This window comes from Belnapia mucosa, from assembly GCF_016775475.1.
GTDB classification, from domain to species: Bacteria; Pseudomonadota; Alphaproteobacteria; order Acetobacterales; family Acetobacteraceae; genus Belnapia; species Belnapia mucosa.
Map to the genome: position 1 here is coordinate 182,340 of NZ_JAEUXJ010000004.1, position 25,629 is coordinate 207,968.

The window sequence follows — 25,629 nt, forward strand, 5'->3', positions numbered from 1 at the left end:
CCTGCCATGCTTGCGAACCGTCTCGCCCCGGCGCTGGCTCGCCGCGGCATCCATTACGGCTGGGTGATGGTGGCGCTGACCTTCCTGGTCGCGCTCTCCTCGGCCGGAGCGCTCGGCATCCTCGGCGCGCTGCTGCTGCCCCTCCAGCGGGAATTCGGCTGGGAGACGGGGGCAATCTCCGGCGCGCTGGCCCTGCGCCTGCTGCTGTTCGGGCTGATGGCGCCCTTCGCCGCGGCGTTGCTGCAGCGCTATGGGCTGCGGCGCATAGTCGCCTTCGCCCTCTCGCTCGTGGTGCTCGGTTGCGTGCTCTCGCAGGGGATGACGGAGATCTGGCAGCTCTGGCTCACCTGGGGCGTGATGACCGGCATCGGCACGGGGATGACCGCGCTGGTGCTGGGCGCGACGGTCGCCAATCGCTGGTTCGTGCAGCGGCGCGGCCTCGTGCTTGGGATGCTGACCGCGGCCAATGCCACGGGGCAGCTGGCCTTCCTGCCGCTCGCCGCCTGGCTGGCGCAGAATGAGGGCTGGCGGGTGGCGATGCTGCCCGGCCTCGGCGCCTGCCTCCTCGCCGGGCTGCTGATGCTGCTGCTGGGCAGCGACCATCCGGCGGAGCTCGGGATGAACGCCTATGGCGATGCTAGCGTGACCATCGCGCCGCGGCCGCCGGCGCCTTCCGGCAATGCGGTGCGGAACGCCTTCGCCGCGTTGGCCGATGGTGCGCGCTCGCGGGTCTTCTGGATCCTCTTCGCCACCTTCCTGATCTGCGGGCTTTCGACCAACGGGCTCATCCAGACCCATTTCATCCCGCTCTGCGCCGATTTCGGCATGGCGGAGGTCGAGGCGGCCTCGGTGCTGGCGATGATGGGCGCCTTCGACTTCCTCGGCACCATCGCCTCCGGCTGGCTCTCCGATCGCTACGACAACCGGAAGCTGCTGTTCTGGTATTACGGGCTGCGCGGCATCTCGCTGCTCTTCCTGCCCTTCAGCACCTTCTCGCTCTATGGCCTGTCGATCTTCGCGGTCTTCTACGGCCTCGACTGGATCGCCACGGTGCCGCCGACGGTGAAGCTGGCCGGCCAGGCCTTCGGGCGGGAACGGGCGCCGCTGGTCTTCGGCTGGGTCTTCACCGCGCACCAGCTGGGCGCCGCCACCGCCGCGCTCGGCGCCGGGCTCAGCCGGGATGCGCTGGCAAGCTACCTGCCCGCCTTTTTCCTGGCCGGCGCCGCCTGCCTGCTGGCGGCGCTGCTCGCGCTCGGCGCCCGGCCGGCGCGGCCGGTGACGGCAGCCGCTACCGCCTGATCAGCCATGCGGCGGGTTGGGCTCCCACCCGCCGCCGAGCGCCTTGTAGACGGCGACCAGATCGGTCGAGACCAGCGCCGCGCTTTGGGCCAGCGCGAGCTGGGCGTTCAGCCGGGTGCGCTCGGCATCCAGGACTTCCAGGAAGGTGCCGAGCCCGGCGGTGAAACGCTGCCGCGCCAGCGCCGCGGCCGATTGCGCCGCACGCGCCTGGCGCATCAGTGCCGCCCGCCGCCCCTGCTCGCCGTAATAGGCGGCGAGCGCATTCTCCACCTCATGCAACGCATCCAGCACGGTGCGGCGCCAGGCGATGGCCGCGGTGCGCTGCCGCGCCTCCTCCAGCCGCACCTGGGCGCGCAGCCGCCCGCCCTCGAAAAGCGGGATCATCAGCGAGGGCCCGATCGAGAAGAAGCGGCTGGCGGCGGTGAAGAGATTGGCGGTGTTGCCGGATTGCAGGCCGAGCGTACCGTTGATGCGGATGCTAGGGTAGAGCTGCGCCGTGGCGACGCCGATCCGCGCCGTCTGCGCCGCCAGCGCCGCCTCGGCCGAGGCCACATCCGGCCGGCGCCGCACCGTGTCGAGCGGCAGGCCGATCGCCACCACCTCCGGCACCGGCGGCTGCGGCGCGCGGGCGGTCAGCCGATCGGAGAGCGCGCCGGGATCCTGACCGAGCAGCCGGGCGAGCCGGTTCATCGCCTGCGTCACCTGGGCTTCGAGCTGCGGCAGCGTCGCCTCGGTGCTGGCAAGCTGCGCCTCGGCATTGGCGACATCCACCTCGGTCGCGAAGCCCGACTGGGCGCGGGAGCGGGTGAGGCCGAGGGTGTCGCGTTGCAGCCGCACGCTTTGCAGGGCCACCTCGCGCCGGGCCTGGAGGCCGCGCAGCTCGAGATAGGCCCGCGCGGCCTCGGCCCGCAGCGAGAGCCGGGCATTGTCGAGCAGCCGCTCGGCCGAAAGGAGGTCGGCACCGGCCGCCTCCACCCCGCGCCGGGTGCGGCCGAAGATGTCGAGTTCCCAGGCGGCATCGAAGCCGGCCTGGTAGATGCTCAGCGTCGGCTTCGGCCCGGTCGGGATGGCGGCGCCCTGGGTCGGGTTGGGCTGGCCGCCGGCACTCGGACTGCCGCCGGCGAGCGCCGCGAAGGGGCTGTTCCGGCTGATCCGAAGCCGTGTGTCGGAAGCCTGGGCATCGAGGGTCGGCCAGAAGCCGGCCAGCGCGATGCTCCGCTGCTCCCGCGTCTCGGCGATGCGGGCGCTGGCTTCCTCGATATCCGGGTTGCCGGATTCGGCGCTGGTCACCAGCCAGGTCAAGGTCGGGTCGCGGAAGCTGGTCCACCAGCTCCGGTCGATCTCCGCCGCCACCGCCCGGCTGCGTGCATAGGCCGGGGCATCGAGGCTGGCGCGGGTCCAGCCCTCGGGCGTGCGTGGCGTCGGGCGGAGGAAATTCGGGCCGACCGTGCAGCCGGCCGCAAGCAGCGCCAGCAGCGGCACCGCCCGCCTCATCATCCTAGTGACCACTCGGCTGTGCCCCTTTCGGCTGGCTGCGCATGAGGAAGACCAGGGGCCAGAGCACCAGCACGGCGATGCCGAGCAGCCAGAAGGCGTCGATGTAACTCAGCACCTGGGCCTGAGCCTGGACCTGCTGCGCCATTTGGCCGAGCGCGGCGGCGGGGGCTTCGGCGGCGCCGATGCCGCCCTCGCGCAGCGCCGCCTCGGTCTGGCGCAGTTGCTCGGTCCAGAGCGGGTTGTAGTCGCTGGCGCTCTCGACCAGGCGGCTCTGGTGGAATTGCGCGCCCCGGACCACGACCGCATTCATCACCGAGATGCCGACCGAGGCGCCGAGATTGCGCATCAGGTTGATCAGCGCGCTGGCATCGTTGGTCTTGTCCGGCGGCAGGCCGATATAGGCCGCGGTGGTGATGGGCACGAAGAGGAAGGGCAGCGCCACCACCTGCAGGATGCGCAGCAGCGAGACATCCCAGAAGGACATGCCGAGCTCCATCCCCGTCGCATGCAGCAGCGCGAAGCCGGACCAGAGCATGGCGCCGAGGATCATCCAGCGTGGCTGCACCAGCCCGACGAGCCGGCCGGCGATGGGCATGATGAAGACGGTGGCGAAGCCGCCCACCGCCAGGGTCAGCCCCGCCGTCGTCGCGTCATAGCCCATCAGCTCCTGCGTCAGCTGCGGCAGGAGCTGGGTGGTGCTGAACAGGGTGAAGGCGACCAGGAACATGATGAGGCTGGCGGCGAGGAAGCCGCGCTGGGCAAAGAGCCGAACATCGACGGCAGGCCGGCGCTGCCGCCTCTCCCAGGGGATCAGCAGCATGAAGCCGGTGACGCAGGTGATGGTGAGGATCGTGACCGTCTCCGACCAGAAGCCGTCATCGATCACCGCCCGGTCCAGCACCACCTGCAGGCTGCCCAGCGCGATGGCGGCGAGCAGGAAGCCGACCCAGTCGACGCCGCCGCCCTCGGCGAGGAAGCGCTTGCGGTCCTCCCGCACCGCCTCCGGTTCCTGCACGAAGACGGAGACGAGGAAGACCGAAAGCACGCCCACCGGCACGTTGATCAGGAAGATCCAGTGCCAGGAGAAGTTGTCGGTGATCCAGCCGCCCAGCGCCGGGCCGATGGCCGGCGCCGTCACCACCGTGAGGCCGTAGAGGGCGAAGGCTTGGCCGCGCTTCTCCGGCGGGAAGGTATCGGCGAGGATGGATTGCTCGGCCGGCGCCAGGCCGCCGCCGCCGATCCCCTGGATGGCGCGGCAGAGTAGCAGCATCGGCAGGTTGGGCGAGAGGGCGCAGCCGAGCGAGGCGATGGTGAAGAGCGCGACGCAGCCCATGTAGAAGCGCTTGCGCCCGAGCGCCGTCGCCAGATAGCCCGAGACCGGCAGGACGATGGCATTCGTCACCAGATAAGTCGTCAGGATCCAGGTGCTCTCGTCCTGGCTGGCGCCGACGCCACCCGCCATGTGGCGCAGCGCGACATTGGCAATGGTGGTGTCCAGCACCTCCATGAAGGTGGCGATGGAGACGATGGTGGCGATCAGCCAGGGCGAGCGGTTGCCTGCGGCGGAACGGGGAAGCGCCGCGCTCACTCGCCGCGCACCCGGACCCGCGGCACCACCGAGAGGCCGGGCGAGAGCGGCATGTTGCGCGCCCGGTCATCGGCGAGGACGATCTTCACCGGCACCCGCTGCGTGACCTTGACGTAGTTGCCGGTGGCGTTCTGCGCCGGCAGGACGGAGAAGCGGGCGCCCGTGCCGCGCTGGATGCTGTCCACCCGGCCACGCAGGACGGGGTCGGAATAGGCATCGACCTTCACCTCGACCGTCTGGCCCTCGCGGATGGTGCGGAGCTGCGTCTCCTTGAAATTGGCGGTGACCCAGACCTCCGGCTCGACCAGGGCGAGCAGCGCCTGGCCGGCGGTGACCATGTTGCCGACCTCGACGCTGCGATTGGTCACCCGGCCGGCGACCGGCGCGGTGAGGCCCGCATAGGAGCGTTGCAGCTCGGCATTGGCGACGGCGGCATCTGCCTCGTGCTTCGCCGCCTCGGCGGCCCGGATCCGGGCCTCGGCCGATGTCGCCTGGGCGCGGGCGGCGGCGGCGGCCTGGCGCATCGCCTCCAGCCGGGCCCGGGCGCCGCGGCTGCCGGATTCGGCATCGTCGCGCTGCTGCTGCGTCACCGCCCGGGGATCGACGCTGCGGAAGCGCCGCAGGCTGGTCTCGGCATTCTCCAGATCGGCCTCGGCGACCAGGACATTGGCATCCGCCTGACCGATGGAGGCGCGGCGCACCGCAAGCTCCGCCTCGGCCTGGGCGACCTGGGCCGCGGCGCTGCCCTGCCGGGCGCGGGCAGTGGCGAGCGCGATATCGAGGTCGCGCGGGTCGATCTCGACCAGGAGCTGCCCGGCCTCGACGCGCTGGTTGTCCTGCACGAGCAGTCGGGCGATGCGGCCGCCGACCTGCGGGGCGAGCCGCGTCACATGCGCCTCGATGAAGGCGTCGTCGGTCGATTCCCATTGGCGGGACGACCACCACCACCAGCCGCCACCGACAGCGAGCAAGAGCGCGGCCAGGATGCCGCCACCGATCAGCAGGCGGCGTCGGAGGGGATTGGGCGTTTCGGCGGGCTTCTTCTCCTCATCCCGCTTCGGCTCGTCACGCTGTTCGGCATGGGAGGCCGGCGCCCGGTCCTCCTCGATCCGATGTCGTCCGTCGTCCATGCGTAGAGTCCCGCCCGGCCTTTGCTGCAGCGCGACAAGGGCGGAGCGGTTGCCATGCCGCCAGGGCATGGGAGCGATGGGTCAGCCGCCGGCCGCGAGCCCTGCCACGGCATCGGCCAGTTGCCCGAGCGCCGCGCTCATCGCCGCGACGATGCCGCCGGTCCCGGCGCCGCTGACCGGCACCTCCAGCCGCACCACCTGCGCCCGGCTGTTGCGCCGCCCAGGGGTCCGGAGGGCCACCTGCGCAAGGAGATGCACGACGGGATCGGGGCCGGATTCGAAGCGCTGGATCTGGACCTCGATGGTCAGGCCGGGCTCGCCGCGCAGCGTGCCCGTCTCGGTGAAGACACTGGAGCCGGGCAGGCGCTGCATCAGGTCCTCGGCCAGGACCCGCCCGGCCAGGTCGCCCAATGGCTCGCCCCAGCGGGCGCCGCCGACCACCTCCAGCCGGGATTCGGCGGCGGCGCGGATCAGCTGCGGCCGGTCGAGATAACCGGGCAGGCCGAGCTGGCGCAGCTCGATCAGTGCCGGGGCGCCGCGGCGCTCGGGACCGGGCACCGGCGTCAGCCGGTAGAGCACCGGGTCGGGCGAGGAGGCGCAGCCGGCCACCACGAGGCCGAGCAGAAGGTGGCGTCGGCGCATCATGGCGTATTCCCTCGGTCGGTGCGGCCGCGGATCAGTGCCTCCGGGTGGCGGTCGAGCGAATCCGCCAGCAGCCGGATCGACCGCGCCGCGTCGTTCACCTGCGACAGGGTGCGGGCGAGCTGGCGGTTGATCTCGGAATCATTGCCGTAGCCGCGTTCGATGGAGCCGACCGCGGTATTGGCGCGGCCGAGCGCCTGTTCGAGGATCTGCGCCATATTGGGCAACCGGCGCAGCAACGGCGCGAACCCCTCATCGGCGCGCTTGAGCAGGCCCTGCACCTCCTCGACCGCGCTGGCCAAGCCCTGGACAGCGCCGCGCACCGCCGGCGCATTCACCAGCCCGTTCACCCCGGCGAGGGTCGCATTCAGGTTGCGGCCAATCTCGGCGAAGGGAATCTCCTGCAACCGGGCGGCGAGGCCGCCGACCGTGCCCATCAGATCCGAACCGGGCAGGGTAGGCAGGACCACATCCTCCCCCTGCATCACCACCTCGGCCGCCGGCGCGTTGTCGACGAAATCGAGGCTGACGACCATCTGCCCCGTCAGCAGGCTGCCGCTCATCAGCCGGGCGCGCATGCCACGCTCGACCATCCGGCGGGCGAAGGCCACCACATCCTCCTGCGATCGGCCGGCCCGGCCCTTCGGATAGGCGATGCGGTCCGGCTCGATCGCGATATGGACCGGCAGGCGGAAGCTGTCGCTCGGCTCGTCATATTCCAGCGCGCGGTCGAGCACGCTGCCGATGCGGATGCCGCGCATCTCGACCGGCGCACCGGGCGAAAGGCCGCGCACCGAGCCATCGAAATAGAGCAGGAAGACCAGACGGTCCTTGGTGGTGGCCGAGACCGCGGCATCGAGATCATCATAGAGCTGGAAGCGGGCGGTGTCGGGCGCCGGCGGGTCGTTCCGCAGCTCCACCGGGGTATCGAAGGCGACGCCGCCGGAGAGCACGGCGCGCAGGCTCTCCAGTTCCAGTTGCACGCCGTTGCCGCCGAGCCGGAGGCTGACGCCGGAGCTGTTCCAGAAACGCGATCCCTCCTTCAGATACCCATCGAAGGGAGCGCGGATGAAGGCGCGCAGCGTGATGCCGCCATCGAGGCCGGGCGGCTCGTAATCCAGGATCTCGCCCACCACGACATCGCGGAAAAAGATCGGCGAGCCGCGGTCGAGCGAGCCGATCCGCTGGGCGAGCAGGGTGAAGACCCGGCCTGGCTCGTCGGAGCGGATGCCGGGCGGATTTTCGAGGCCGGTGAATTCGCGCCGCGACGCGCCGCGCTCCAGGCCGGGATCGAATTCGATAAAGGCGCCGGAGACGATGGTCTCGAGCCCGGAGACATTGCCGGCCGTGAGCCGCGGCCGGACCACCCAGAACTGCGCCCGGTCGGTGAGGCGCCCATCCACCTCCCGGTTCATCCGCACGCTGACCCGCACCTGCTGCAGGTCGTCGCTGAGCGCGATGCCCTCCACCAGCCCGACCTGCACCGATTTGTAGCGCACCGGGGTCTGGCCGGCGGTCAGCCCGGCGGCATCGCGGAAGGTGAGCGTGATCAGCGGGCCGCGTTCGGACAGGGTCCGCCAACCGAGATAGCCGGCGACCAGCAGCGCGACGATCGGCACCAGCCAGACCAGGGAGATGCGGCGCCGGCGGGCGCGGACCACCGGCTCGGCCGGCGGGGGCGCGGCCTCGCTCATGCCTCATCCTCCTCGCGTCCGGCGGCGGCATCCCACATCAGCCGCGGATCGAAGACCTCGGCGGCGAGGATGGTGAGCACCACCACGCCGGCGAAGCAGACGGCGCCGATGCCGGCGGTGACCTGGGCGATGCTGCCGAAGCGCACCAGGGCGACCAGGATGGAGACCACGAAGATATCGATCATCGACCAGCGGCCGATCGCCTCGACCAGCCGGTAAAGCCGGGTCCGCACGACCAGCCCGGCGCCGGAGCGGCGATGGATGCCGATCAGCATGGTGGCGAGGCCGGCCAGCTTCAGCACCGGCACCGCAATGCTGGCGAGGAAGACGATCAGGGCCAGCGGCCAGAAGCCGCCATGGATGAACTCCTCCACCCCGCCCAGGATGGTATGCGGCCCGCCGCGTCCGAGATTGACGATCACCATCACCGGATAGGCATTGGCCGGGATGTAGAGCACCGTCGCGGCGGCGATCAGCGCCCAGGCGCGGGCGATGCTGTCGGGCTTCCGTTCGCGCAGCGTGGCGGCACAGCGCGGGCAGGTGCTGCCGGCGGGCGCCTCGCAGACCAGGCGGCAGGAGTCGCAGCCGATGGCCGGCCCGTCGAGCCGGGCGGGCCGCACCGGGGCGGCCGTCGCGCCGCGCGCCTCCAGCGCCTCCCAGACCGCCTGGGGTTCGAGCCAGGCATTGAGCGCCACCTGGGCAAGGGCCAGCGCCGCCAGCCCATAGGCGGCCGGGCCGATCTGCACCTGGGCCATGTCGGCGAGCCGGCTATAGGAGAGCAGGACGCCGAACAGGAACACCTCCAGCATCGCCCAGGCGCCGATCCGCTCATGCCAGCGGAAGGCGCGGTGGAGCCAGGGCAGCGGCTCGGCCGCGCGCAGGCCGAGCAGGACAGTCGTCAGCAACAGCAGCCGGGCCAGCGGCAGCAGCACCAGGGTGAGGATAACGAGGACGGCAAGCATCCAGAACCCGTCCCGGCCGAAGGTCAGCGCCCCCGTCTCGATGGTGCTGACCCGCGCCTGGCCGAGCAGCCGGATGCCGAGGAAGGGCAGCGTCATCGTCACCGCGTAGAGCGAGAGGCCGGCCAGGGCCAGGGCCAGCGGCGTCTCCAGCGAACCGGAGGCACGGCGCAGCACCGCGTGGCAGCGCGGGCAGCGTGCCTCGGTCCCACGGGCGAGCTGGCCGAGCCGCACCATCCTGCCGCAGCCCTCGCATTCCCTCAGGCGCGCCTCCACGGTCACCGGCAAGACGCTCCGGCGGTGGCATGGGGAACGGAGCGGCAGGGGGAGGACATCGGTCAGGCGGCCCGGCTGAAGAGGTTCCGCGGGCGAACGGTTCGCCCGCGCGGGAGTTGCATCCCGCCCGCGCCGGGCGCTTATCTCCCGCCCAGCCCAGGGAGCCACGAATATGGACATTCCGCAGCCGACTACATCCCCCGAGGCCGCCGCCCATGACGCCCGGCTCGACCGCCTGGCGATGCTGGCGGTGCGGGTGGGGCTGAACCTTGCCCCGGGGCAGGAGCTGGTGATGACGGCGCCGGTCGAGGCGCTGCCGCTGGCCCGGCGCATCGTCGAGCAGGCCTACAAGGCCGGCGCCTCGCTGGTCACCTGCCTGCTCGGCGACGACCAGATGGCGCTGGCCCGCTACCGCCATGCGCCGGAGGCGGCCTTCGACGTGGCGCCCGGCTGGTTGTTCGAGGGCATGGCGGAGGCCTTCCGTCGCGGCGCCGCGCGGCTGGCGATCGTCGGCGACGACCCGGTGCTGCTGGCGAACGAAGACCCGGAGCGGGTGGCCCGTGCCAACCGGGCGCGTTCCATCGCCTATCGCCCGGCGCTGGAACTGATCACCAGCACCGCCATCAACTGGTCCCTGGTCGCGGCGGCGACACCGGCCTGGGCGCGGACCGTCTTCCCTGACCTGCCCGAGGATGCGGCGCTCGCCCGGCTCTGGGATGCGATCTTCGCCGCCTCCCGCGCCGATGCGCCCGACCCCGTCGCCGCCTGGGAGGCACACAATGCCGGCCTGATGGCCAAGCGGCGGCGGCTGAACGAGCGGCGCTATGCCGCGCTGCGATTCCGCGGACCTGGGACGGATCTCAAGGTCGGGCTGGCGGATGGCCATGCCTGGATGGGCGGGCTCTCGACGGCCAAGAACGGCATCACCGGCAACCCGAACATCCCGACCGAGGAGGTCTTCACTACCCCGCATCGGGCGGTGACCGAGGGCGTGGTTGCGGCCAGCAAGCCGCTCTCCTACCAGGGCACGCTGATCCGGGACATCCGCGTGCGCTTCGAGGGCGGGCGGATCACCGAGGCGCATGCCAGCACCGGCCAGGCGGTGCTGGAGCGGATGATCGGCACCGATGAGGGCGCCCGGATGCTGGGCGAAGTGGCGCTGGTGCCGAATTCCAACCCGATCTCGCAGAGCGGGCTGCTCTTCTTCAACACGCTCTTCGACGAGAATGCCGCAAGCCATATCGCCCTCGGCCAAGCCTATTCGAAATGCTTCGTCGATCAGAACCTGGACAAGGCTGCGCTGGAGGCAGCGGGCGCCAATAGCAGCCTGATCCATGTGGACTGGATGATCGGCTCGGCCGAGACGGATGTCGACGGTATCGACGCGGCGGGCCGGGCCGAACCGCTCATGCGGTCCGGCGAGTGGGTCGGCTGAGGAGGCGGACCGGCCCGCCGGGGTTATGACGGGCTGGACAGCTTCATGACGACGAGGCCGCTCACGATCAGCGCCGCCGCCGACAGGCGCGCAGCATTGGCGGTCTCGCCGAGGAAGACGATCCCAACGACGAAGCTCCCCACCGCCCCGATCCCGGTCCACACTGTATAGGCGGTGCCGAGTGGGAGCGACCGCATCGACCAGGCGAGAAGCCCGAAGCTCACCAGCATCGCGGCCATGGTGACGACGGAAGGCCAGAGGCGCGTGAAGCCTTCCGACAACTTCATCGAGAAGGCCCAGACGACCTCGAACAGGCCAGCGATGATGAGGATGAACCAGGCCATGGCAGTCTCCTTCGACCAAGCTGCCGGGCCGTCCCGGACCTGAACCCGTCAAGGGAGAGGACGTGGCCTCTGACCGCTCAGCTGGGTCCGGGAGGGCGATGGTCAACCGTCCGGGGCGGCGTGGCAGCGCTCAGTCGAGGCTGAGCCCAAGGCCCTTGATCAGCGGCCAATAGATCGCCCGCTCGGCCGCGATCATCGCCCGGTGCTCCTCCGGCCCGCCGGTCAGCGGGTCGAGGCCGATCTCCCGCATCCGCGCCTGCACCGCCGGTTCGGCGATGCTGGCGGCGAGGTCGCGGGAGAGGCGGGCGGCGATTTCGTCCGGGGTCTTGCCCGGCGCGGTCAGCCCCTGCCAGGCATAGGCCTCGAAGCCGGCAAGGCTGTAGGCCTCGCGCGCCGTTGGCAGGTCCGGCAGCCCCTCCAGCCGGGCGGCGGAGAGCAGGGCGAGCGGCTGGACCTTGCGGGTGCGGATCACCTCCGCCCCCGCCGCCATGTCGAGCACGGCCGCGGTCACCGTGCCGTTCATCAGGTCGGTCATGGCCGGCGCCAGGCCACGATAAGGAACGTGGTTCAGCTTGATCCCGAGGTCGCGCGCCAGCCGCTCCATCGCCAGATGGTGCGGGGAGCCGATGCCGGGCGAGGCATAGTCGATGCTGCGCGCCTTGGCCGCGGCGAGGAAGGCGGCGGGCGAGTCCGGCCCGCCCTCCGGCTTGGTGCAGAGCACCAGGTGGAAGCGGGCCATCAGGCCGAGCGGCCGCAGCCCGGTATCGGCATCGAAGGGCAGGCGCTTGTACAGGGCGGGGTTGAAGACCAGCGTCTCGTTCCCCGCGGTGAAGACCGTGGTGCCGTCGGGCGGGGCATTGGCCGCCGCCTCGGCGGCGATGTTGGTGGCGGCGCCGGGCCGGTTCTCGATGACGATCGGCACGCCGAGCCGGGTGCCCATGCTCTGCCCGACCAGCCGCGCCAGCACATCCGTCCCGCCGCCGGGCGGGTAGCCGACCAGCCAGCGGATCGGCCGGTCCGGGAAGGCAGCCAGCGCCGGGCCGGCCAAGGTGGCGAGGCCGGCCGCGAGCGCGGTGCGGCGCGTCAGCATGGTCATGCGTGTCCCCCTACCGGCGGAATCCGGGCTCCGCCTCATCCATCCAGCGCAGCATGGCGGCGAAGAGCAAGGCGTTCTGCTCGCCATGACGCGCCGTCGCATCGAACTGCGCCGCGGCGCGGCGTGCAACCTCAGCCGGCGGGGTGCGGATCGGGCGGCCGCCGGCCAGCGCCGCCACCTGCACCTCGCAGGCCCGCTGCAGGTGATAGAGCTCGGCGAAGGCATCGGCGACGGTCGGGCCGCAGGTCAGCAGGCCGTGGTTGCGCAGGATCATCGCGTTGCGGGTGCCGAGGCTCGCCGCCAGCCGGGCGCATTCCTCGCGCTCCAGCGTGATCCCCTCGAAATCATGATAGGCGAGGCGGTCGGTATAGAAGACCGCGGGAAAGGAGATGGGCAGCAGCCCCTCCTCCTGGCAGGCCACGGCGAGGCCCGCGGTGGTGTGGGTGTGCATCACGCAATGCGCATCCGGCCGCGCCATATGGACCGAGCGATGGACGATGAAGCCGGCCGGATTCACCCCATAAGCCGAGCCGTCCAGCACCCGCCCCTCGGTATCGATCCGCACCAGGTTGGAGGCTGTCACCTCCCGGTACATCAGCCCGAAGGGGTTGATGAGGAACTGGTCCTCCGTCCCCGGCACCCGCAAGGTGATGTGGTTGTAGATCATCTCGTGCCAGCCGAGCCGGCCGAACAGCCGGTAGCAGGCGGCGAGTTCGACCCGCGCCGCCCATTCGGCCGGGCTGGTGCCGGCGGGGGCGCGGTCGGTCAGGGCCTCGGGGCTCATAGGTTGTCCTCCCTCCCCCGCATCATGCCACGCGGATCGGGAGGGAGAGGAAGCCGCGGAAGCGGGCCCGGCCGCCCCGCACCGGCGCGCCGGCGGGAACGTAGCCGGGGAAGCGGCGGAGGAAGGCGGCGATGGCGATCTGCCCCTCCAGCCGCGCCAGGTTCATGCCCGCGCACATATGGGCCCCGCCGGCGAAGGCGAGGTGCCGGTTGGGCTGGCGGGCGATGTCCAGCCGCTCGGGCTCCTCGAACCGGGCCGGATCGCGGTTGGCGGCACCGATGCAGAGGGTGACGAGGGTGCCGGCCGCGACGGGGACTCCGCCGATCTCGGTCTCCGCCACCACCCGGCGATTGCCGAGCTGGTTGGAGCTCTCGTAGCGGAGGAATTCCTCGATGGCGGTCGCGATCAGCCCCGGCTCGGCCAGCAGCCTCGCCCGCTGGTCCGGGAAGCGGAGCAGCAGCTCCAGCCCGTTGCCGATGAGGTTGGTCGTCGTCTCATGCCCGGCATTGAGCAGGAAGATGCAGTTGTGCAGCAGCTCGGCCTCGGTCAGCCGCTCCCCATCCGCCTCGCCCTGGATCAGCCGCGTCAGCACATCGGTCGCGGGGTCGCCCGGCCGGGCGCGGCGGCGGGCGACGAGGCTGCGGAGATAGTCGAGGAATTCGGTCACCGCTTCATTGCCCCGCGCGGCGGCCTCCGGCGTCACCACCGGCTCCAGCGCGCCGAGGATGGCGAGCGACCAGCCGCGCAGCGGCCCGCGCTCCTCGACCGGGACGGCGAGCAGGTTGCCGATCACCTCGATCGGGATGGCGGCGGCGAAATCCTCGATCAGATCGGCCTCGCCCCGGGCCTCGATCGCATCCAGCAGCCGCGCCACCAGGGCGTGCAGCCCGGGCTCCATGGCAGCGAGCGCCCGTGGCATCAGCGCGCCCGCGATCAGCCGCCGCACCCGCGTGTGCAGCGGCGGATCGTTGAAGACGAGGCTGGTGGTATGATGCTCGTAGAGCGGGGTCGCGCCGTATTTCGGCCGGAACTCCTCCCGCTTGTCGGAGGAGAAGGTCTTCGTATCCCGGTAGATCCGGTCGAGATCGGCCCAGCGCGTCAGGAACAGCGAGCCGTCGGCCATCCGCTTGACCGGCGCATGCTCGCGCAGCGCCCGGTAGACCGGGAAGGGATCGGCATAGAAGGCGGCGTCGAGCCGGGAGAGGTCGAAGCCCGCAGCAAGGGCCGAGTCGGCAGGGGCAGGGTCCATCGCTGGAGCCTAGCCCACTGCCCGGCCGCAGATCAGCCCTGGCGGGCCTTCAGCCGCGGGTTCTTCTTGTTCAGCACGTAGAGACGGCCGCGGCGGCGCACCACCACGCAGTTCTTGTCGCGCGTCTTGGCGGTCTTCAGGCTGTTGCGAATCTTCATGACGCGGACTCACTGGCAAGGCGAATGGGTTGCGGCGAGGCTGACGCCCCGCCGGGGAGGGCGCCGGATAAGCGAAGGGCGACCTTGAGTCAACCACGGCGGCCTATTCGGCCGCCAGCCGCGCCGCCTCGGCCCGCAGGAAGCCGTCCCGCGTCTGCGGCAGCTTGCGGCCGAGGATCTGCTCCGCCACCTGGGTCCGCAGCACCTGGGCGGTGCCGCCGGCGATGGCGAACATCCGTGCATCGCGCACCATCCGCTCCAGCGGGTTGTCCCGGCTATAGCCGGCGGCGCCCCAGACCTGGAGCGCGGCATTCGTGACCTCGATGGCGGTATCGGCGGCCAGCACCTTGGCCTGGGCGGCGGCCAGCCGGTCCGGGAAGCCGGCCGGCCCGGCGCTGCGGGCAGCCCGCCAGATCAGCGCGCGCGAGGCTTCCAGCTTGATCGACATATCGGCCAGCATCCAGCCGAGGCCCTGGAATTCCGCGATTGGCCGGCCGAACTGCCGCCGCTCCTTGGCATAGGCAAGGGCCTGATCATAGGCGCCGGCGGCGATGCCGAGCGCGACCGTCGCCGCGCCGACGCGCTGGCCGTTATAGGCATCCATCAGCCGGCCGAAGCCACGGGCGAAGCCGCCCGGCGGGCGCAGCACCATCGAATCCGGCACCACCAGCCCCTCGAAGCGCAGCTCCGCCTCCGGCATGCCCTTGAGGCCCATGGAGGGGATGCGGCGATGGACGATGAGGCCGGGCGGATCCCCCTCCCCGTTCCGGACCACCAGGAAGCCGCCGATTCCCAGTTCCTTCCCGTCCTCGAAGGCGCGGGCGAAGATCAGATGGAGGCGGGAGATGCCGCCGCCGGTGATCCAGTGCTTCACCCCATCGATCACCCAGGCATCGCCGCGGCGCTCCGCACGGGTGGTCATCTCGGTCGCGGCTGAGCCGGCCTCGGGTTCGGTGATGCAGATGGCGGGCTTGTCGCCCGCCAGCACCAGCCCGGCGGCCAAGCGCCGCTGCTCCGGGCTGCCATAGGCCATGACGGCGCCGAGCGCGCCCATATTGCTCTCGACCGCGATGCGGCCGCAGACGGAACAGGCCTTGGACAGTTCCTCGATGACCAGCGCCGCCTCGAAATAGGACCGGCCCGGGCCGCCCCATTCCTGCGGGATGGTCAGGCCCATCAGCCCCGCCTCCTGCATGCGGCGGACCATCGGCCAGGGATATTGCTCGGTGCGGTCGGTCTCGGCGGCCTGGGCGGCGGCCTCGGCCGCCACCTCCCGCGCAAGGTCGCGCAGCCGCGCCTGGTCTTCCGTCAGCCCATCCATCGGCCGTCTCCCTTCCCTGGGACTACCGTTATGATAGCTGCATGGTCGCGGCAATGGCCGGGGCGAGGCCGCGGAATTCTGCCGCGCGCGGGCTGCGCGCCCGCCAAGCCAGGGCCAGGCTGCGGCTGGGCGGGGCGCCACCTTCCGGCTCCAGCGGCCGAACCTCGACCGCGGCGCCGGACAGTACCCCGCCAGCGAGCGCGAGCTGCGGCAGCAGCGTCACCCCGAGCCCACCCGCCACCATCTGCGCCAGGGTATGGAGCGAGGTGGCGGCGAATCCGTCCTCGGCCGGCATCGCGCCGCGCGGCAGGCCGCAGGCATCGAGGGCATGGTCGCGCAGGCAATGCCCATCCTCCAGCAGCAGCAGCCGCTCGCCTGCCAGCGCCCCGACCGGCACCCTCTCCCGCGCCGCCAGCCGATGCCCGGCCGGCATGGCGGCAAGGAAGGGATCGGCGGCGATCGGCAGCGTCTCGGCCTCGCCGCAGGCGCAGGGCAGTGCCAACAGCAGCAGGTCCAGCCGCCCGGCCTCGAGCTGGGCCACCAGCCGCTCCGTCTGGTCCTCGCGCAGCCAGAGGCGGAGCCGGGGAAAGGCGGTGCGGAGCGCCGGCATCAGACGCGGCAGCAGGAAGGGGCCGATGGTCGGGATCACCCCGAATCGGAGCGGGCCGGAGAGCGGATCGCGCGCCGCCGCCGCGGTCTCCGCCACCACCTCCAGCGCTGCCAGCGCCGTGCGGGCGCGCTCCGCCACCTCGAGCCCGAGCGGCGTGAAGATCGGCCGCTTGGAAGCCCCGCGCTCCAGCAGATGCGCGTCGAGCTGGCGTTCCAGGGCAATGATGCCGGCCGACAGGGTGGATTGGGTCACGGCGCAGGCCGCCGCCGCCCGGCCGAAATGGCCATGATCGGCAAGGGCCAGCAGGTAGCGAAGCTGCTGCGGACTGGGTAGGGAGAGCATGCTGGGTAGATGGCGCGATTGATCGATATCGTCAATCAAAGCACCAAAAACTATTCATTGGACCGATCTGCTGCACTGCGCCATAAGCGGCAGCGGGCCCAACAGGGGTATCCCTGTTAGCTCTATTTATGAGCCTGTCCATAACCTGAGGGGATCACTGCATGCTGACCGTTGGCGACAAGTTCCCGAGCTTCGCCCTGACTGCCGTGAAGGCTGGTGCCGAGGGCCTCGGTGGCCCTGGCAAGTCCTTCACCGAGATCACCTCCGCCTCCGATGCCGGCAAGTGGAAGATCGTCTTCTTCTGGCCGAAGGATTTCACCTTCATCTGCCCGACCGAGATCGCCGCCTTCGGCAAGCTCGCCGGTGAGTTCGCCGACCGCGACGCGGTGGTCTACGGCGTCTCGACCGACAGCGAGTTCGTCCACCTGAACTGGCGCGTCTACAACGAGGACATCAAGAACCTCGAGATCCCGATGCTCGCCGACATCAAGCGCGAGCTGTCCGAGGGCCTCGGCATCCTCGACAAGGACGCCGGCGTCCCGCTGCGCGCGACCTTCATCGTCGATCCGGACGGCACCATTCAGTGGGCCTCGGTGAACGGCCTCAATGTCGGCCGCAACCCGCAGGAAGTGCTCCGCGTGCTCGACGCGCTGCAGACCGATGAGCTCTGCCCCTGCAACTGGAACAAGGGCCAGGAAGCCCTCGACGCCCAGAAGCTGTTCGAGAAGGCCGCCTGAACCGGATGGAGGGGGCCCCGGCCCCCTCCGCCCTCCCCTCCCCCTGCGGGAGGGGGTTCGCCGAGCGGATCGCCTGCGGTCCGTTCCGCCAACCCCTGACAATCAGACCCTTGGAAGGAGCCACGCCATGTCGCTGGAAGCCCTGCGCAACCGCCTGCCCGAATATGCCAAGGACCAGAAGCTGAATCTCGGCAGCCTGGCCGCCGAGCCGACCCTGACCGAGCAGCAGCGCGCCGGCACCTTCGTCGTCTCGGCGCTTGCCTCCCGCAATGCCGCGGTGATCCGCGACATCGTCGCCGAATTTGGCCCGAAGCTGAGCCCGGAGGCGCTGAACGCCGCCAAGGCCGCGGCCAGCATCATGGGCATGAACAACATCTACTACCGCTTCACCCACCTCGTCGTCGGCGACTACAACGCCATGCCGGCCAAGCTGCGCATGAACATCATGGCGCGGCCGGGCGTCGAGAAGGTGGATTTCGAGCTGTGGTCGCTGGCGGTCTCCGCCATCAATGGCTGCGGCATGTGCATGGAAGCCCATGAGAAGACGCTGCTGACGCATGGCGTCTCGAAGGAGGCGATCCAGGCCGCCGTCCGCATCGCCGCGGTGGTGCATGCGACCGCCGCGACCCTCGATGCCGAGGCGGCGCTGACCGCCTAGGTTTAACCGGTCTTTCACCCTGCCCCCGCATCCTGGGTCGCAACCTTGGATGCGGGAGCCGCAGGATAGATGCTTCACGGCGCCGCAGCCGTCGTACCCCCCACCTCGCGCCTGGCGGCGGATCGGAATCGCTTTCTGACCTTTGCCCTGGCCGCGGCGGAACTGCTGGTCGAGGTGACATCGGATGGCCGGATCGGCTTCACCGCCGGTGCCTTCCAGAGCCGCCTCGGCACGCCGCCCGAAGCCTGGACCGGCCGCCGCGTTCGGGAATTGGTGGCGCTGGCCGATCGGGGCGAATTCGACCTGGCCTTCAGCCTGCTGCTCGCCCGGGACCGGCTGGCCCCCATGGCCTTCCGGCTGAACGATCCGGCTGCCACCCCGGTCTCGATCGGCGGCCTTCGCCTGCTCGGCGACGGCGGCGCGGACCGGTTCTGCCTCAGCATCGCCGTCAGCCCGAACACGCTGCCTCAGCCCGGCCTCGCCGATGCCGCTGCGCTGCGCCGGGCCGCGGAGGCGGAGCTGGGTGGCGGCGAGGCGCCCTGCCTCGGCCTGATCGAGATTCATGCGGATGGGGAGGCGGCTGAAGCCGCCGCGCTGATCCGCGACCGGCTGGCGGAGAGCCTGCCTGCGGGCAGCCGGGCCGGGGAGCTGGGCACCGGCCGCTACGGCGTGCTCGGCGCTGGGCCAGGGGATCTCGGTCTCCTCAGCCAACAGATCGAGGCGCTGCTGCAGGGCGCCGGCCATGCCGCCTCGGTCGCCACCGGCAGCCTGCCGCTGGAGACCGCCGGCCTCACGCCCCTGCAGGCGACGCGGGCGCTGCGCTACGCGCTCTCGGCCTTCGATCGCGGCGGCGTCGCGGCGGTGGAGGATGCCGGTGCGGAGGGCGGGCTGGGCAACCTCCTCGGCGCCGCCTGTGCCCGTGCCGCCGGCCTGCGCCAGGCGATCGAGGAGCACCGCTTCGCCCTCAGCTTCCAGCCCATCGTCGCGCTCGAGACCGGTGAAGTGCAGCATTACGAGGCGCTGTTGCGGCCTGATCCGACGGCTCCAGAGGCGCCGCAGAATCCGCAGGAATTCGTCCTGCTCGCCGAGGCCATCGGCCTCTCGGAGGAGCTGGACTGGGCCGTCCTCCGCAGCGTCTGCGCCGCCGCCCGCGGCAGCCGGGGCGGGCCGATCGCCGCCAATATCTCCGGCCTGTCACTGCAGAGCCCGACCTTCCGCGACCGGCTGCTGGCCCTGCTGGAGGCGGAGCCGGCCCTGGTCCATCGGCTGCTGATCGAGATCACCGAAACCGCCGAGATCGAGGACGAGGCAGAAGCCACGCGCAGCGTCGCCGCACTGCGCGATCTCGGCCTGCCGCTCTGCATCGATGATTTCGGCGCCGGCGCCGCCAGCTTCCGCTACCTGCGGCTGCTGCGGGTCGATTACGTGAAGATCGACGGCACCTATGTCACCCGGGCTGCCCGCCATGCGAAGGACCGCGCCATCCTGGCCGCCATGGTGGACCTCGCCCATGGCATGCGGGCCGAGGTCGTCGCTGAGCATATCGAGACCGAGGAGGAGGCGGCGCTGATGCGGGAGCTCGGCGTGGAATACGGCCAGGGCTGGCTGTTCGGCCGGCCGGGACCCTTGCCGCGGGGGCGCTGAGCCGGCCGGCTCAGGCCCATTCGGCGGGGACGTAGCGGTAGCCGGCGCCGTCGCGGGCGATATGGCCGGTGGCCGGAAAGGGGAAGTGGTAGCCGATCACCCGCACCCGATCGGTCGTCACCCGGTCCAGCACCCGCCGCCGCGTCGCCTCGGCCGCCGCGCCGTCGAAATCGAAGACGGAATGCAGGCCGGGGCGGCGCACGAAGAGCTCTGGCCGGTGGGTGGTATCGGCCAGGATCGCCAGCTCGTCCCGCCCATCCGCCACATGGAAGATGCTGTGCCCCGGCGTATGGCCGGGCGCGGGGATGGCATGGATGCCGGGCACCACCTCGGCACCCGGGCCGAAACGGCGGATGCGGCCCTGATAGGGGGCGAAGCGGCGGGCGACATTGGCGAAATTCACCCGCTGGCCTTCCGGGCTGCGGGTCTCATTGCCGGGATCGGTCCACCAGGCCCATTCCGGCTCGGCCAGCGCCAGCTCGGCGCGGGGGAAGAAGGCGGTGCCCTCCCGCGTCAGCAGCCCATGGATATGGTCCTGATGGCAATGGGTGAGGATGACGAGGTCCACCCGCGCCGGATCCAGCCCGGCGGCGGCCATGTTCGCCGGCAGCAGGCCGGCGGTCGGCGCCATCTGCCCGCCGGTGCCGGCATCGAAGGCAATGAGCTGCCGCCCGGTCTCGACGAAGGTGACCGTATAGGGCCCGTCATAGGTCGCACTGGGCAGGAAGCTTTCGGCCAGCACCCCCTGCACCTCCGGCAGGGGTGCGTTCCGCACCAGTCCCTCGACAGGGCGACGGTTGAAGCCGTCGAAGACCGTGGTGACGGTGTAGCTGCCGATGCGGAAGCGGTAGAAGCCCGGCGCCTGCTGCTGGCTGGCCATGTGGTCCTCCCGGCGGGTCAGGCGACGCGATGCGGCGGCGTGGTGCCCTTCAGCAGCACGGCGTCGAGATTCTCCAGCGCCCGGTTGCCCATGGCATCCCGCACCTCGATGGTGGCACTGCCGAGATGCGGCAGCAGCGCGACATTCTCGAGCGTCAGATAGCCAGGATTCACCTTCGGCTCGCCGTCATAGACATCGAGGCCGGCGGCACGGATATGGCCCGACTTCAGCGCGGCGATCAGCGACTCGTCATGGACGGAGACGCCGCGGCCGCTGTTCACGACGAGGCTGCCCTTCTTCATCTTGGCGATGCGGGCGGCGTTCAGCCAATGCCGGTTGGCATCACCGCCGGGCACATGCATCGAGATGATGTCGATGGCGCCGAGGAAGCTGTCCTCGTTGTCGTGGTAGATGGCGCCCTGCTCCACTTCGGGCGGCAGCTTCTGGATATCGCGGTAGTGGATCTCCATGCGGAAGCCGCGCGCCATCGCCGCCAGCTCCCGCCCGATGCGGCCGAAGCCGAGGATGCCGAGCTTCTTGCCCTCCAGCGTTACGCCGAGGAGCTGGGTCGGGGCCCAGCCCTTCCACTGCCCGGCGCGGACCATCCGCTCCCCCTCCCCGGCCCGGCGGGCGGCCATCAGCATCAGGGTGAAGGCGGTCTCGGCGGTGGCGAAGCTCAGCACCTCCGGCGTGTTCACCACCACGATGCCGCGGGCCTTGGCGGCGGCGATGTCGATATGGTCGAAGCCGACGCTGAAGGTGGCGATGACCTTCACGCTCTCCGGCAGGGCGTTGATGCAGGCGGCGCCCAGCGCATCGCCGGCGGCGCCGAGGATGCCGGCGGCGCCCACCTCCCGTGCCCGGCGGGCGATCTCGGCGCCGTCGGTCGCCCACATCTCGTCCTGCGGGTTCAGCCGGGCGTCGTAGTCGCGGGAGGCGCGGGCCTCGATCGCCTCGGGCAGCTTGCGGGTCACCAGCAGGACGGGCTTCGGCATGGGGGCGTCTCCTCGGTTGGGCCTGTCTTACCACCCGGACGGCGTCTTGCCAGCCAGGGCGGCCAAAGGCAGGGTCGCGCCATTCGGATAAGGGAGCGGGACGGATGGATCTCGGATTGAAGGGCCGTCGCGCCCTGGTCATGGGCGGCACCAAGGGGCTCGGCCGATCGATCGCCGATGCACTGGCGGCCGAGGGCGCCGCGGTGGTCATCAGCGGCCGCGACCAGGCGCGGCTGGATGAGGCAGCGGCGGCGCTGAAGGCGGCGGGTGCGGCCTCGGCTAGTGGCATCGTCGCCGATGTCGCCTCCTCGGTCGATATGGACCGGCTGGCCGATGGTGCCATCGCCGCCATGGGCGGGGTCGATATCCTGGTGCTGAACCATGGCGGCCCGCCGCCCTGCACCGCCAGCCAGATCACCGAGCCGGCCCTGCTGGAATGGTTCCAGCACATCGTCGTCTCGCCGATCCGCATCACCAACCGGCTGCTGCCGGCGATGCGGGAGCGGGGCTGGGGCCGGGTGATCGCGGTCGGCAGCACCGGCATGCAGCACCCGATCCCGACGCTGGCGCTGTCCAACACGCTGCGCGCCTCGATCTGGGGCTGGCTGAAGACGCTCTCGGGCGAGGTGGCCAAGGACGGCGTGACGATGAACGTCCTCGCCCCCGGCACCATCCAGACCGACCGCGTGACCCAGACCACCACGGTGCGGGCCAAGCAGAAGGGTGTCTCCTTCGAGGAAGCGCTGGCCGAGGCGGCGGCGGAGATTCCGGCCGGGCGGCTCGGGACTCCTGCCGATTACGGGCCGATGGGCGCCTTCCTGGCCAGCGAGCGCGGCGCCTACATCACCGGCAGCATGATCCGGGTCGATGGCGGCCGCGTGCGGGGCATGGTCTGAGGTCTGCTGGACAAGGCGCGGCGCGGGACTTGCATCCCGCGCTGCGCAAAGGAGTGCATGGATGCTGCCGAACCTGACCCCGGATGTGGAACTCGCCGACAAGCTCTTCACCGAATTGCGGGCGCGGAGCTTCGACGGGGTCGGCGTCACCCGCGACGCCTATGGCCCGGGCGAGCGCATGGCGCATGCCCTGGTCCGAGAGGCGGCGGAGGCGGTCGGGCTGGAGACCAAACCCGACCCGGTCGGCAATCTTTACCTGACCCTGCCCGGGGCGGACCGGGCGGCGAAGCAGGTCATCCTCGGCAGCCATCTGGATAGCGTGCCGCAGGGCGGCAATTACGACGGCGCGGCGGGGGTGCTGGCGGGGCTGGCCGCCGTCGCCGGCATGAAGCGGGCCGGCTTCACCCCGGCGCGGGACATCACCGTCATGGTCACCCGCGCCGAGGAAGCCGGCGCCTGGTTCCCGACCAGCTATCCCGGCAGCCGCGGCGCCCTCGGCACCATGGCTGCGTCGGAACTGGCGGTGAAGCGGATGGACAACGGCCGGGCCCTCGCCGACCACATGCGGGAGGAGGGCTTCGACCCCGGCTTCGTCGAGCGCGGCGAGCGGGTGCTCGGGCCGGACAATGTCGCCGCATATCTCGAGGTGCATATCGAGCAGGGGCCGGTGCTGGATGCCGAGGAGATCCCGGTCGGCATCGTCACCGGCATCCCCGGCAGCCGGCGGCTGCGGGCGGCACGGGTCTTCGGCGAATACAACCATTCCGGCGGCACGCCGCGCAAATACCGCAAGGACGCTGCCATCGCGCTCGCCGAGCTGGCCGTCGCGCTCGATGAGGGCTGGTGCCGGATGGAGGCGCAGGGCCACACCATGGTCTGCACCTTCTGCACCCTGGCGACCGCGCCCGAGGCGGGCTTCACCAAGATCGCCGGCGAGGCGAGCTTCATGCTCGATGTTCGCAGCATCAACCTGCATAGCTGCGACATGCTGTTCGAGCTGCTCTACGCCAAGGTGGCGGAGATTGAGGCGCGGCGCGGCGTGCGCTTCGATCTCGGCGCCGAGGGTGGCAGCCGGCCGGCCCTGATGGATGCCGGCGTGCAGGAAGGGCTGCGGCGCGCGGCCGGGGCGCTCGGCATCCCGGCCAAGGTGATGGCCTCGGGCGGCGGGCATGATGCGGGCGCCTTCGCCAATGCCGGCATCCCGGCGGGGATGCTCTTCGTCCGCAACCAGAATGGCAGCCACAATCCGCATGAGGCCATGCGGATGGAGGATTTCGAGAAGGCCTGCGCGGTCGCGCAGCGTTTCGCAGCGGAGTATGGCTCTTGAGTGCAAAGCTGGCCGTCGATATCGGCGGCACCTTCACCGACCTCGCGGTCGAGACCGAGGAGGGCCGCTGGACCGCCAAGGTGCTGACTACCCCGGCAGCGCCGGAGCGGGGCGTGCTGGAAGGCGTGCGGGTCGTGCTGGAGAAGGCGGCGCTGCAGCCCTCCGACATTGCCCTCGTCATCCACGGCACGACGCTGGCCACCAATGCCGTCATCGAGCGCAAGGGCGCAAAGACCGCGCTGCTGACGACGGAGGGGTTCCGCGACGTCCTCGCGCTGGGCAATGAGAGCCGTTACGACCAGTACGACCTGAATATCGAGCTGCCGCAGCCGCTGGTGCCGCGGCGCTGGCGCCTGCCCGTCACCGAGCGGCTGGACAATACCGGCAAGGTGCTGGTGCCTCTGGATGCGGCGGCCATCGAGCGGCATGTCGCCTTCATGCAGGAGGAAGGCGTCGAGGCGGTCGCCATCGGTTTCCTCCACGGCTTCGTCAATCCGGTGCATGAGCAACAGGCGGCCGAGATCGTCCACCGGCTCTGGCCGGAGGTGCGGGTCTCGCTCTCATCCGAGGTCTCGCCGGAGATGCGGGAGTGGGAGCGCTTCTCCACCACCGTCGCCAATGCCTATGTGCAGCCGCTGATGGCGAGCTACCTGCACCGGCTGGAGGTCGGGCTGCGCGAGGCGGGGCTGGCCTGCCCGCTCTTCATGATGCTGTCGGGCGGCGGGCTGACCTCGCTCGAGACGGCGGCGCGCTTCCCGATCCGGCTGGTGGAGAGCGGGCCGGCAGGCGGCGCCATCTTCTCCGCCCATGTGGCGAAGCAGCGCGGGCTGACCGAGGTGCTCTCCTTCGACATGGGCGGCACCACGGCCAAGGTCTGCCTGATCGATGCCTACCAGCCCCAGGCCAGCCGCACCTTCGAGGTGGCGCGGGTCGGGCGGTTCAAGAAGGGCTCCGGCCTGCCGCTGCGCATCCCGGTGATCGAGATGGTGGAGATCGGCGCCGGCGGCGGCTCCATCGCGGCCGTCGACAGCATGGGGCGCATCACCGTCGGGCCGGAGAGCGCGGGGGCGGACCCGGGCCCAGCCTGCTATGGCCGCGGCGGGGCGAAGCCGGCGGTGACGGATGCCAACCTCACCCTCGGCCGCTACGACCCGCTGCTGTTCGCGGGCGGCAATCTTCGCCTGCACCCAGAGCCGGCGCGGGATGCGCTGGCGGCCGCGGTCGGCGGGCGGCTCGGGCTGTCCGCCGAGATGGCGGCGCTCGGCGTCATCGAGATGGTCGACGAGAACATGTCGAACGCGGCGCGTGTCCATGCCATCGAGAGCGGCAAGGGATTCGGTGGGCGCACCATCATCGCCTTCGGCGGCGGCGGGCCCGTCCATGGCTACCGCGTCGCCGAGAAGATCGGGGTGAAGCGGCTGCTGGTGCCGAGCGGGGCCGGCGTCGGCAGCGCCATCGGCTTCCTCCGCGCGCCGGTTGCCTATGAGGTGGTGAAGAGCCTCTACCAGCGCTTCGCTACATTCGATGTGGCGGCGGTGAACACGCTGCTGGCCTCCATGTCCGCCGAGGCGGCGCGGGTGGTGGCGGAGGGCAGCTTCGGCGCCCCCACCACCGAGGGGCGCATCGCCTATATGCGCTATGTCGGCCAGGGGCATGAGATCGCGGTGACGCTGCCCTCGCGCGACCTGACGCCCGAGGACGTGCCGGCGATCCGGGCGCTCTACGACACGGAGTATTCCCGCTTCTACGACCGGCCGGTGCCGGGCAGCGATGTCGAGATCATGAGCTTCGCCGTCACCGTGGCGACGCTGGCCGATCCGGTGGAGCCGGCGGCCGAGGTGGCCGACGCACCTGCCCCCTCCCCCATCCGCCACCAGGCGGTACGCGATACGGCGACGGGCGAGGTCGAGGATTGGGCGGTCTATGACCGTGAGGCCATGGCGCCGGGGGCGATGCTGCGCGGCCCCTGCATCGTGGCGGAGGCGGAGACGAGCACGCTGGTCGGGCGCGGCTGGACCTGCCGGATGGATGGGTTGGGGTATCTCGACCTGGTGCAGGAGGCGTGACC

At 71.0% G+C, this 25,629-nt stretch carries 23 protein-coding genes; 8 read left to right on the plus strand and 15 right to left on the minus strand.

What is annotated here, in order from left to right:
• Positions 1-6 precede the first annotated feature (6 nt).
• On the plus strand, positions 7-1,299 hold the full coding sequence (locus JMJ55_RS11750) for an MFS transporter (RefSeq protein WP_202825745.1): 1,293 nt from the start codon (positions 7-9) through the stop codon (positions 1,297-1,299).
• Here JMJ55_RS11750 and JMJ55_RS11755 read toward each other — a convergent pair whose 3' ends face one another.
• The 6 genes from JMJ55_RS11755 to JMJ55_RS11780 form a co-directional block, all read right to left on the minus strand.
• Positions 1,300-2,796, minus strand: coding sequence for an efflux transporter outer membrane subunit (locus tag JMJ55_RS11755; RefSeq protein WP_202825746.1), 1,497 nt, complete (start codon positions 2,794-2,796; stop codon positions 1,300-1,302).
• Between the two features lies 1 nt (position 2,797).
• On the minus strand, positions 2,798-4,384 hold the full coding sequence (locus tag JMJ55_RS11760) for a DHA2 family efflux MFS transporter permease subunit (protein WP_328702613.1): 1,587 nt from the start codon (positions 4,382-4,384) through the stop codon (positions 2,798-2,800).
• Positions 4,381-5,514 (minus strand): HlyD family secretion protein, encoded by a 1,134-nt coding sequence (locus JMJ55_RS11765; protein WP_202825747.1) that lies wholly within the window; start codon positions 5,512-5,514, stop codon positions 4,381-4,383. Before JMJ55_RS11765 ends, JMJ55_RS11760 begins: the two co-directional genes overlap by 4 nt.
• A gap of 81 nt (positions 5,515-5,595) precedes the next feature.
• A complete protein-coding gene (locus JMJ55_RS11770) occupies positions 5,596-6,159 on the minus strand; it encodes a PqiC family protein (protein WP_202825748.1) in 564 nt (187 codons plus the stop codon).
• Positions 6,156-7,850, minus strand: a complete 1,695-nt coding sequence (locus tag JMJ55_RS11775) for a PqiB family protein (RefSeq protein ID WP_202825749.1) — start codon at positions 7,848-7,850, stop codon at positions 6,156-6,158. Before JMJ55_RS11775 ends, JMJ55_RS11770 begins: the two co-directional genes overlap by 4 nt.
• Positions 7,847-9,091, minus strand: coding sequence for a paraquat-inducible protein A (locus tag JMJ55_RS11780; RefSeq protein WP_202825750.1), 1,245 nt, complete (start codon positions 9,089-9,091; stop codon positions 7,847-7,849). The genes JMJ55_RS11775 and JMJ55_RS11780 overlap by 4 nt, the downstream gene beginning before the upstream one ends.
• Positions 9,092-9,257: 166 nt before the next feature.
• On the opposite strand from JMJ55_RS11780, the gene JMJ55_RS11785 reads away from it, so the two are divergent.
• Entirely contained in the window at positions 9,258-10,520 is a 1,263-nt protein-coding gene (locus tag JMJ55_RS11785) for an aminopeptidase (protein WP_202825751.1), read from the plus strand.
• A gap of 23 nt (positions 10,521-10,543) precedes the next feature.
• Here the strand turns inward: JMJ55_RS11785 and sugE are convergent, their stop codons facing one another.
• From sugE to JMJ55_RS11820, 7 genes are all read right to left on the minus strand, one after another.
• Positions 10,544-10,864 (minus strand): quaternary ammonium compound efflux SMR transporter SugE, encoded by a 321-nt coding sequence (sugE, locus tag JMJ55_RS11790; RefSeq protein ID WP_202825752.1) that lies wholly within the window; start codon positions 10,862-10,864, stop codon positions 10,544-10,546.
• A gap of 130 nt (positions 10,865-10,994) precedes the next feature.
• Positions 10,995-11,960 (minus strand): Bug family tripartite tricarboxylate transporter substrate binding protein, encoded by a 966-nt coding sequence (locus JMJ55_RS11795; RefSeq protein WP_202825753.1) that lies wholly within the window; start codon positions 11,958-11,960, stop codon positions 10,995-10,997.
• Between the two features lie 10 nt (positions 11,961-11,970).
• Complete coding sequence (locus tag JMJ55_RS11800) at positions 11,971-12,744, minus strand: class II aldolase/adducin family protein (RefSeq protein ID WP_202825754.1); 774 nt, start codon at positions 12,742-12,744, stop codon at positions 11,971-11,973.
• Between the two features lie 22 nt (positions 12,745-12,766).
• Positions 12,767-13,993 carry a cytochrome P450 gene (locus tag JMJ55_RS11805; protein WP_202825755.1) on the minus strand — a complete coding sequence of 409 codons (1,227 nt, stop codon included), beginning with the start codon at positions 13,991-13,993 and terminating at the stop codon, positions 12,767-12,769.
• A 32-nt stretch (positions 13,994-14,025) separates the two neighbouring features.
• Positions 14,026-14,151 (minus strand): type B 50S ribosomal protein L36, encoded by a 126-nt coding sequence (gene ykgO, locus JMJ55_RS11810; RefSeq protein ID WP_043337704.1) that lies wholly within the window; start codon positions 14,149-14,151, stop codon positions 14,026-14,028.
• Positions 14,152-14,254: 103 nt separating this feature from the next.
• Complete coding sequence (acdA, locus tag JMJ55_RS11815) at positions 14,255-15,472, minus strand: 3-sulfinopropanoyl-CoA desulfinase (RefSeq protein ID WP_202825756.1); 1,218 nt, start codon at positions 15,470-15,472, stop codon at positions 14,255-14,257.
• Positions 15,473-15,500: 28 nt separating this feature from the next.
• Positions 15,501-16,424: a LysR substrate-binding domain-containing protein gene (locus JMJ55_RS11820; protein ID WP_202825757.1), complete on the minus strand. Its 924-nt coding sequence runs from the start codon at positions 16,422-16,424 to the stop codon at positions 15,501-15,503.
• 161 nt (positions 16,425-16,585) lie between these two features.
• Here JMJ55_RS11820 and JMJ55_RS11825 point away from each other — a divergent pair, with 161 nt between their 5' ends.
• The 3 genes from JMJ55_RS11825 (at position 16,586) to JMJ55_RS11835 (ending at position 19,463) form a co-directional block, all read left to right on the plus strand.
• Complete coding sequence (locus tag JMJ55_RS11825) at positions 16,586-17,161, plus strand: peroxiredoxin (protein ID WP_202825758.1); 576 nt, start codon at positions 16,586-16,588, stop codon at positions 17,159-17,161.
• A 127-nt stretch (positions 17,162-17,288) separates the two neighbouring features.
• Positions 17,289-17,819: a carboxymuconolactone decarboxylase family protein gene (locus tag JMJ55_RS11830; RefSeq protein WP_202825759.1), complete on the plus strand. Its 531-nt coding sequence runs from the start codon at positions 17,289-17,291 to the stop codon at positions 17,817-17,819.
• Between the two features lie 69 nt (positions 17,820-17,888).
• Positions 17,889-19,463: an EAL domain-containing protein gene (locus tag JMJ55_RS11835; protein ID WP_202825760.1), complete on the plus strand. Its 1,575-nt coding sequence runs from the start codon at positions 17,889-17,891 to the stop codon at positions 19,461-19,463.
• A gap of 10 nt (positions 19,464-19,473) precedes the next feature.
• On the opposite strand, the gene JMJ55_RS11840 is transcribed toward JMJ55_RS11835, so the two are convergent.
• Both JMJ55_RS11840 and JMJ55_RS11845 read right to left on the minus strand, forming a co-directional pair.
• Entirely contained in the window at positions 19,474-20,343 is an 870-nt protein-coding gene (locus JMJ55_RS11840) for an MBL fold metallo-hydrolase (protein WP_202825761.1), read from the minus strand.
• A 17-nt stretch (positions 20,344-20,360) separates the two neighbouring features.
• Positions 20,361-21,338: a 2-hydroxyacid dehydrogenase gene (locus tag JMJ55_RS11845; protein WP_202825762.1), complete on the minus strand. Its 978-nt coding sequence runs from the start codon at positions 21,336-21,338 to the stop codon at positions 20,361-20,363.
• A gap of 104 nt (positions 21,339-21,442) precedes the next feature.
• Between JMJ55_RS11845 and JMJ55_RS11850 the strand changes: the two genes are divergently transcribed.
• The 3 genes from JMJ55_RS11850 (at position 21,443) to JMJ55_RS11860 (ending at position 25,627) form a co-directional block, all read left to right on the plus strand.
• Positions 21,443-22,234 carry an SDR family oxidoreductase gene (locus JMJ55_RS11850; protein ID WP_202825763.1) on the plus strand — a complete coding sequence of 264 codons (792 nt, stop codon included), beginning with the start codon at positions 21,443-21,445 and terminating at the stop codon, positions 22,232-22,234.
• A 61-nt stretch (positions 22,235-22,295) separates the two neighbouring features.
• Positions 22,296-23,561 carry a hydantoinase/carbamoylase family amidase gene (locus JMJ55_RS11855; RefSeq protein ID WP_202825764.1) on the plus strand — a complete coding sequence of 422 codons (1,266 nt, stop codon included), beginning with the start codon at positions 22,296-22,298 and terminating at the stop codon, positions 23,559-23,561.
• The gene (locus JMJ55_RS11860; RefSeq protein ID WP_202825765.1) at positions 23,558-25,627 is read left to right on the plus strand and encodes a hydantoinase/oxoprolinase family protein; all 2,070 of its coding nucleotides are present in this window, start codon (positions 23,558-23,560) and stop codon (positions 25,625-25,627) included. Before JMJ55_RS11855 ends, JMJ55_RS11860 begins: the two co-directional genes overlap by 4 nt.
• Positions 25,628-25,629 lie beyond the last annotated feature (2 nt).